This window comes from Oryzihumus sp., from assembly GCF_036391795.1.
Taxonomy (GTDB): Bacteria; Actinomycetota; Actinomycetes; order Actinomycetales; family Dermatophilaceae; genus Oryzihumus.
This window is the reverse complement of the sequence record NZ_DASVZH010000040.1, coordinates 1-8096: the sequence shown is the minus strand read 5'-3', so window position 1 is coordinate 8096 and position 8096 is coordinate 1. Positions and strand designations below refer to the sequence as shown.

Below are 8096 nucleotides of genomic sequence, written 5' to 3'. Positions count from 1 at the left end.
GGCCGTGGCGGGAAGCGGGGAGCAGGTGCTCAGTGTTGAGGTCGACATGAGTTCCGTCGACGACTACCGCGAGAGCTTCCCGGTCCTGCGCGACCGCCGACTGCCGTTCCAGCGCGCATGAGCGACACCGTCACCAGGCGCCTGCGCGTCCGCGCCCCCGAGCTTGCCGGCCGCGGCTGGCTCAACACCGGCGGCACGGACCTGTCCCTGGCCGACCTGCGCGGCCGGGTCGTGGTCCTGGACTTCTGGACGTTCTGCTGCGTCAACTGCCTGCACGTCCTGGACGAGCTGCGCCCGCTGGAGGAGAAGTACGCCGACTCCCTCGTCCTCGTCGGGGTGCACTCGCCCAAGTTCGAGCACGAGGCCGACCCTGACGCCCTGGTCGCCGCCGTCGAGCGGTATGCCGTGCACCACCCGGTCCTCGACGACCCCGAGCTGGTGACGTGGAAGGCCTACACCGCCCGCGCGTGGCCCACGCTCGTGGTCATCGACCCCGAGGGCTACGTCGTCGCGTCGATGTCCGGGGAGGGCCACGCCCACGGGCTGTCGGTGCTCGTCGAGGAGCTCATCGAGGAGCACGCCGCCAAGGGCACCCTGCGCCGCGGCGACGCGCCCTACGTGCCGCCGCCCGCACCCGAGACGGCGCTGCGCTTCCCGGGCAAGGCGGTCACCCTGCCCGACGGGTCGTTCCTGGTCTCCGACACCGCCCACCACCAGCTGGTCCACCTCGAGGACGACCTCGTCACCGAGCGGGCCCGATTGGGCTCGCGTGCGGTCTTCCAGGAGCCGCAGGGGCTGGCCCTGCTGCCCGCCGAGGTCGCCGCCCGCGTGGGCTACGACGTGGTGGTCGCCGACAGCGTCAACCACCAGGTCAAGGGCGTGCGCCTCGCCGACGGCGCGGTCCTCACCCTCGCCGGCACGGGCCGCCAGCTGCGCGAGCGCTCCGGCAGCGGCCCGGCGCTGAAGCAGGACCTGTCGACCCCGTGGGACGTGGCATGGTTTGCCGACCGGGTCGTTGTCGCCATGGCGGGCGTGCACCAGCTGTGGGCGCTGCACCTGGCCACGGACCCTGCGGACAACACCGTCGCGGTGCTGGCCGGCACCTCCGCCGAGGGCATCCGGGACGGCGTGGCCGACGAGGCGTGGTTCGCCCAGTCCTCCGGCTTGGCCACCTCCGCCGACGGCAGCCGGGTGTGGGTCGCCGACCCCGAGACGTCAGCGCTGCGCTCGATCTCGTTGACGGACAACGGCTTCGAGGTCGAGACCCATGTCGGGCAGGGGCTCTTCGACTTTGGCCACCGCGATGGCGCAGCCGGGCAGGCGCTGCTGCAGCACCCGCTCGGCGTCACCGTGCTGCCCGACGGCTCGGTCGCCATCAGCGACACCTACAACGGTGCGATCCGCCGGTTCGACCCGGTCGCGCGAGAGGTCAGCACGCTGGCCACGGGCCTGCGCGAGCCGAGCGACGCGGTGGTCGAGGTCGACGGCGACGAGGCCCGGCTGGTGGTGGTCGAGTCGGCCGCCCACCAACTGGTCCGGGTCCCGATCCCGGCCGAGGCTCAGGTCGTCGACGGCCTCGCCCGCCAGACCCAGCGGCCGCCCACCGAGCTGTCCGCCGGCGACGTCGAGCTGGTCATCGGCTTCACCCCGCCGACCGGGCAGAAGCTCGACCACCGTTGGGGCGACCCGACCCAGCTCATGGTGTCGAGCTCGCCGGAGGCCTTCGTGCGCGAGGGCGCCGGCACGGCGACCGGCCTGGCCCGCACGCTGCACCTCGACCCGGCCGTCGGCAGCGGCATCCTGCACATCTCGGTGCGGGCCGCGGCCTGCGACGGCGACCCGGTCACCGGTGAGGTGCCCGAGCACGCGGCGTGCCACCTCTACCAGCAGGACTGGGGCATCCCCGTCGTGCTCGCCGAGGGGGCCGACACCGAGCTGCGGCTGGACCTGCGCGGCGTCTGACCCCGGCGTCGGCAGGCGCGGCGCCGCCGGCCGGGTCAGACTGGCCGGGAACCCTCACACCCGGAGGTGCCCGTGATCACCGTCTCCCGCCACTGCGATGCCAGCCCCGAGGCAGTCTGGGCGGTGGTGGCCGACGGCTGGTCCTACGCGGGGTGGGTGGTCGGGGCGTCCCGCATCCGCGCCGTCGACGGCGGCTGGCCCGCGCGAGGCTCGCGGATCCACCACTCGGTGGGGTCCTGGCCGCTCGTGCTCAGCGACGAGACGGAGGTGACCCGGGTCGAGCCGGGTCGCCTCGTGCGCCTGCAGGCCAAGACCCGGCCCTTCGGGGAGGCCTTCGTCGAGCTCGAGGTCGAGCCCGACGGTGACGGCAGCCGGCTGACCATGCGCGAGGACGCCACCCACGGACCGGCCCGGTTCCTGCCGTACCCCGTGCGCAAGCTAGCCCTCGCCCCGCGCAACGCCGAGACGCTGCACCGCCTGGCCCTCATCGCCGAGGGCCACGAGCACGGCTGACCCCTACGGCGCGCCCTGTATCGCGTGCAGCGCACCCAGCGCGAGCCGTCGCCGGGGTGCACCCCACCACCGGTTGTCGGCCAGGGCGCACCGCGCGGCGAGATAGCCGCAGGCCCCATGCACCCCGCCCCCGGGGTGGGTCGCGGCGCTGCCGAGGTAGAGGGCCTCGATGGCAGTGCGGGGGCCGCCCAGGCCGGTCACCGGGCGGAACACCAGCTGCTGTGACAGCTGCTGGGTGCCACCGCCGACGGCGCCCTGGCCGAGGTTGGCATCCTGCGCGTGCAGCTCCGCGGGCCGCTGCACCCAGCGGTCGAGCACCAGGTCGTGCCACCCGGGCGCGTAGCGGTCCATCATCGCCTCGGTCCGCCCGGCCACCACGTCTGCGCTGGCGTCGTCGTGGACCCCGCGCGGCAGGTGGGTGTAGACCCACAGGGCCTCGGTGCCCTCGGGCGAGCGGGTCGGGTCGATCGTCGACATCTGACCGACCAGGGCGAAGGGGTGCTCCGGCAGGCGACCACCGCCGAGGTCCGCGGACCACCGGACCAGGCCGGGCAGGTCCGCCCCGACGTGGACCACACCGGCGCCCCGGGCCGCCTCGGCCGTCCACGGCACCGGGGCGCTGAGGCGGTAGTTCAGCTTCACGGTGGGCAGGTCCCACTGGTAGCGGCGGCGCAGGTCGTCGCGCACGCGGCGCGGCACCGCCGACTCGGGCAGGAGCTGCTCGTAGAGCGCCGGGGCGCTCGTGTCGGCGACGACCGCCCGACGCGCGCGCACCCACCGGCCGCTAGCGGTGGTCACGGCCCCCGCCCGGCCGCCGCGCACGTCGATGCCGGTGACCGTCTCGCCGAGCTCAATCCGCGCGCCGCAGCGACGGGCACGTTCGGCCAGCGCCTCGGCGAGACGGCCGGAACCGCCCACGGGAGAAGGGAACCCGACGTCCTGCGCGAGCATGGTCATGAGCCAGCCGAAGACGCCGCTACCAGCCGAGTCCGGAGGGATGTCCGCGTGCATGGCATTGCCGGCGAGCAGCTCGCGCCCGCCCCGCCCGGTGAACAGCTCCTCACCCATCCGGGCCACGGGCAGCGTCAGGAAGCGGGCGAACCGCGGCAGCTCGCGCCCGAGCACGCCGGCCAGCCGCGCACCGGGGCCCACCGGTGGCCACCGGGTGAGCAGGGCGTCGAGGAACGGCCCCCTGACCCGGTCGTAGTCCCGCACCAGCTGCAGCCAGGCCTCGCCGTCGGCCGGGTGCTCGTGCGCCAGCCAGGCCGCGGTCCGCTCCGGGTCCTGGTGCAGCAGCGCGCCCTCGGTGTCCTCCGGCGCCCCCACGTGGGCCAGCACCCGCTCCGAGCGGGCCCACTCCAGCCCGACCTCGTCCAGCGCCAGCGCCTGCAGCACCGGGGACGCGGCCGCGAGGGGGTGGCACGCGCTGAACTCGTCCATGACCCAGCCGTCGCGCACCACCGACGCCACCGCGCCACCGACCCGGTCCCGGGCCTCGAGCACCAGCACGTCCCAGCCGGCGTCGGCGAGGACGGCGGCCGTCACCAGGCCGTGGTGGCCGGCGCCGATGACGACGGCGTCGGCGGTCTCGGTTGGCAGCGCAGGCACGGCACCATCCTGACCCAGGAGCGGGGGCTCTGCCCGGCAAGCGCGGTCTCGCGTGGCCGACTGGGTGGTTTCACCCCACACTTGGCACGGGCCGTCAGCACCCGGCTGCTGGCCCCGGACGAAGGAGAACGCAGATGGGCATCGGTCTCGGGATCTTCCTGCTGGTCGTGGGAGCCGTCGTCACGTTCGCGGTCCCGCAGGACTTCATGTCGGGGGTGAACCTCGACCTGATCGGCTGGATCCTCATGGGGGCGGGCGCCCTCGCCGTCATCCTCGCGCTGGTGATGAACCAGCAGCGCGTCAACACCTCGCACACCGCCGTGGTCGAGCACCGCGAGATGGGCGTCCCGCCGGAGGACCGCCGCTAGGACCACCTCCTGTATGCCGTGGGTTCGGCTCCCAGCGCTGGGAGCCGACCCCACGGCATACCTGTGTGCGCTTGCGGACGGTAGTGTCCCGCCGCGGGCCCAGCGCCCGGGACGGAAAGGAAGTCCGCAGTGCCGCACGAGCCCACGTTGGCCCACCTCGACCCCGCCCAGCTGCTGCTGCACGAGGAGGTCGAGCCTGCCCGCATCAAGCAGCTCGTGACGGTCCTCGCCGCCGAACGCCGTCAGCGCGAGCCGGTCCTGGTCACGCCGACCGAGCACGGCATGTTCCTGCTCGACGGGGCCCACCGCACCACGGCGCTGCGGCGGTTGGGCGTGCCGCGCATCGCGGCCCTCGTGGTGCCCGCCGCCGAGGCGCTCGCGCTGACCGGCTGGACGCACGCGGTCGCCGAGCAGGGGGCGCAGGCGCGCCTGGCCGAGCTGGCCGACCGGGCCGCCGCCAGGCCCGGCCCCGTCGTGGCCTCGATCCGGACGACCGGGGGCGAGGCCGGCGTCCACGCCGACGAGGACTCTCCGGCGGCGCTCATGGCCGCGTTCCGCCTCGTCGCCGAGTGCTACCAGGCCGGGCCCTACGCCCGGCTGACCGAGCCGCTGCCGCCGGAGCCCGGCCGGACCGAGGTCATCTGGCAGGTGCCCGACCTGGCCACAATCGTCACGATCGCGGCGACCGTGGGCGTCCTGCCCGCCGGGGTGACCCGGTTCCGGGCGGCCACCCCGGCTCCCACCGTGGACGTCGGTTTCGAGGAGCTGGGCGCCCCCGCGTCCCTGTCGAGCTGAACCCGGAGGCGACGAAGGGCCGGCACCCCTGTGCGCCGGCCCTCCGTCGGTCCTGGTCCCCCGGCACCACCCCTGCGGTATGCCGGGTGGTTGCCTCTCTTAGAACGCCTCCTCGGCGACGTCCATCAGGGAGTTGTCCGTGGCCTCGGCGATCTGGCGCTCGGCCGCGATCTTGGGCAGGACGGTGCGGGCGAAGAAGGACGCCGCTGCGACCTTGCCCTCGTAGAAGCGCCGGTCCTTCTCCGACGGGCCGGTGGCCAGCGCCGTCTTGGCGATCTCGGCCTGGCGCAGCAGCAGCCAGCCGACGACGAGGTCACCGGCGGCCAGCAGCAGGCGGCTGGTGTTCTGGCCGACCTTGTACAGGTTGGTGATCTCGCCACCGTCCTGGCGCGGGTCGGACTTCATCAGCTCGCCGACCATGAAGCCGAGGATGCCCTGCACGTCCTCGAGCGCCTTGCCGAGTAGCTCGCGCTCGGTGTCCAGCGCACCCTCGGTGGCGCCGAGGTTCTTGGCGAACTCCTGGATCTGCATGGCCACGTGGCCGAGCGCCTGGCCCTTGTCGCGGATGATCTTGCGGAAGAAGAAGTCCAGGCCCTGGATCGCCGTGGTGCCCTCGTAGAGCGTGTCGATCTTGGCGTCGCGGATGTACTGCTCGATCGGGTAGTCCTGCAGGAAGCCCGAGCCGCCCAGGGTCTGCAGCGACTCCTGGCCGAGCAGCACCCACGCCCGCTCGGAGCCGACGCCCTTGACGATCGGCAGCAGGAGGTCGTTGACCCGGTTGGCCATGGCCGCCGGGGAGTCCTTCTCAAGCTCCTCGAGACCGGTCTCGAGCTGGGCCTGGTCCACGACGTCCTGCTGCGTGGCGGTGTAGAGGACCAGCGCACGCAAGCCCTCGGCATACGCCTTCTGCAGCATCAGCGAGCGGCGCACGTCCGGGTGGTGCGTGATGGTCACGCGCGGCGCGGACTTGTCGGTCATCTGGGTCAGGTCGGCCCCCTGGACGCGCTCCTTGGCGTAGTCGAGCGCGTTGAGGTAGGCCGTCGACAGGGTCGAGATGGCCTTGGTGCCGACCAGCATCCGGGCGTGCTCGATGACGCGGAACATCTGCGCGATGCCGTCGTGCACGTCGCCGAACAGGGTGCCGACTGCCGGCTCCTTGTCGCCGAAGGTGACCTCGCAGGTCGTGGAGACCTTCAGGCCCATCTTGTGCTCGAGGTTGGTGACGTTGGCGCCGTTGCGCTCGCCCAGCTCACCGGTCTCGAGGTCGACGTGGAACTTCGGGACGATGAACAGCGACAGGCCCTTGGTGCCCGGGCCGGCGCCCTCGGGGCGGGCGAGCACGAAGTGGACCACGTTGTCGGTCATGTCCGACTCGGCGGAGGTGATGAACCGCTTCACGCCGGTGATGTTCCAGGTGCCGTCCTCGTTCTGGACGGCCTTGGTGCGTCCGGCGCCGACGTCGGAGCCGGCGTCCGGCTCGGTCAGCACCATCGTGCAGTGCCAGCCCTTCTCGGCGATCCAGCGGGCGAGCTTCTTCTGCTCGTCGGTGCCGAGGATGTAGAGCAGCTTGGAGAAGGAGTAGCTGGCGGCGAACATCGCGATCGCCGGGTTGGCGCCGAGGACCATCTCGTTCATGGCCCACTTCAGCGACGGCGGGGCGACGGTGCCGTCGAGCTCGCCGGGGACGTCGACGCTCCAGAAGCCGGAGTCGACGTAGGCCTGGTAGCTCTTCTTGAACCCCTCGGGCATGGCCACCGAGTAGGTCTTGGGGTCGTAGACCGGCGGGGTGCGGTCGGCGTCGGCGAACGAGGCGGCGAGCTCGTTCTCGGAGAGGCGGGCCACCTCCTTGAGCATCTCGCGCGCGGTGTCGGCGTCGACCTCGGAGTAGGGCCCGTGGCCCAGCACGTCCTGCCGGCCGAACACCTCGAAGAGGTTGAACTCCAGGTCGCGAAGGTTGCTCTTGTAGTGGCCCATCGGGCGGTCCTCCGGTGCTCGCATCAGTGGCCAGAGATGGCCGAACGGGGAGCCCGCCAGTTACTGGCGGGTAACTTCCATGATGCTACCGGTGGGTAACACGCGCAAGCCCTGCCCCCGCACGAGTCGACGTGCCCGTGGTCACGTGACGAGGCGGATGAGTCCCGGATCCGCTGGAAGGTGGTCCTCGCGTCAGCGGCGCTCCTTCTGCCCGCCCCAAGGCCCTGACCCGTCAGGTCCTCAGCCGGATCGGTGGGGGTGCCGATGCCTCGGAGGACGATCCGGCCGCGGCACTCATCGCGGCAGGCCTGCGCGAATTCACGACGAGCCGGCACCGGTCAAGCCGGACCCGTCCGGATCCATCTGGTGCGTCGCGCGTCCGCGCGCAGCCCTACCTGGAGGGCTGGGGCACCACGCAGTGGACCTGGGGGTTGGCGCCGGTGTAGTTCAGCGGGCCGGCGAGGACGTTGACGGCGACAGTGCCGAACTGGGCGCAGTTCCTGGTGCCGGTGCCGAAGTAGCCGCGCTGGAAGGTGGCAAGCACCCCGATCATGAGCCAGAGGACGACGGCCGCGGAGAACAGTCGTTGGATCATGTGTGCCTTCCTGTCGTGGTGCCGTGGTGAGCGATCAGGGTGGCTCCGGGTGGCCACCTTCTTCCGGCTCGCAGGGTAGGTCCCTGCGCTGTGAGGCGTTAAGGCGCGCCGGGCTGCGTGAGGTAAGGCGCATCCCAGACTCGGTAAAGACTTCGTATGGCTTCGATCACGGCCAAGAGCGTTCGATTACCTTGCCTCGTTGGGGGAGTCGGAGTATCCGAAGTGTCACCGTTCCCGGGAGAGAAGCGATGCGCAGGACGATCAAGCTGAACTCGAAGGCC

Annotated in this window: 7 protein-coding genes; 4 read left to right on the top strand and 3 right to left on the bottom strand. The window is 72.3% G+C overall.

The genetic code is table 11. From position 1 onward, the window contains the following. Nucleotides 1–117: 117 nt before the first annotated feature. Complete coding sequence (locus tag VF825_RS02075; RefSeq protein ID WP_331109629.1) at nt 118–1962, top strand: NHL domain-containing thioredoxin family protein; 1845 nt, start codon at nt 118–120, stop codon at nt 1960–1962. A gap of 72 nt (nt 1963–2034) precedes the next feature. Beyond that, nucleotides 2035–2475: an SRPBCC family protein gene (locus tag VF825_RS02070; RefSeq protein ID WP_331109627.1), complete on the top strand. Its 441-nt coding sequence runs from the start codon at nt 2035–2037 to the stop codon at nt 2473–2475. Between the two features lie 3 nt (nt 2476–2478). Here the strand turns inward: VF825_RS02070 and VF825_RS02065 are convergent, their stop codons facing one another. After that, nucleotides 2479–4083: an NAD(P)/FAD-dependent oxidoreductase gene (locus tag VF825_RS02065; protein WP_331109625.1), complete on the bottom strand. Its 1605-nt coding sequence runs from the start codon at nt 4081–4083 to the stop codon at nt 2479–2481. A gap of 134 nt (nt 4084–4217) precedes the next feature. Here VF825_RS02065 and VF825_RS02060 point away from each other — a divergent pair, with 134 nt between their 5' ends. Beyond that, entirely contained in the window at nt 4218–4451 is a 234-nt protein-coding gene (locus VF825_RS02060) for a DUF6458 family protein (protein ID WP_331109623.1), read from the top strand. Nucleotides 4452–4580: 129 nt separating this feature from the next. After that, nucleotides 4581–5246 carry a ParB N-terminal domain-containing protein gene (locus VF825_RS02055; RefSeq protein ID WP_331109621.1) on the top strand — a complete coding sequence of 222 codons (666 nt, stop codon included), beginning with the start codon at nt 4581–4583 and terminating at the stop codon, nt 5244–5246. A gap of 99 nt (nt 5247–5345) precedes the next feature. Here VF825_RS02055 and VF825_RS02050 read toward each other — a convergent pair whose 3' ends face one another. Together VF825_RS02050 and VF825_RS02045 are read right to left on the bottom strand one after the other, a co-directional pair. Beyond that, the gene (locus VF825_RS02050) at nt 5346–7220 is read right to left on the bottom strand and encodes an acyl-CoA dehydrogenase (RefSeq protein ID WP_331109619.1); all 1875 of its coding nucleotides are present in this window, start codon (nt 7218–7220) and stop codon (nt 5346–5348) included. A 391-nt stretch (nt 7221–7611) separates the two neighbouring features. Continuing rightward, nucleotides 7612–7815, bottom strand: coding sequence for a hypothetical protein (locus VF825_RS02045; RefSeq protein WP_331109617.1), 204 nt, complete (start codon nt 7813–7815; stop codon nt 7612–7614). Nucleotides 7816–8096 lie beyond the last annotated feature (281 nt).

What these genes read in the sequence shown, in the direction of transcription:
- VF825_RS02060 (WP_331109623.1), top strand. Translation starts at nt 4,218, where the DNA reads ATGGGCATCGGTCTCGGGATCTTCCTGCTGGTCGTGGGAGCCGTCGTC.
- VF825_RS02050 (WP_331109619.1), bottom strand. Translation starts at nt 7,220, where the DNA reads ATGGGCCACTACAAGAGCAACCTTCGCGACCTGGAGTTCAACCTCTTC.
- VF825_RS02045 (WP_331109617.1), bottom strand. Translation starts at nt 7,815, where the DNA reads ATGATCCAACGACTGTTCTCCGCGGCCGTCGTCCTCTGGCTCATGATC.
- VF825_RS02075 (WP_331109629.1), top strand. Translation starts at nt 118, where the DNA reads ATGAGCGACACCGTCACCAGGCGCCTGCGCGTCCGCGCCCCCGAGCTT.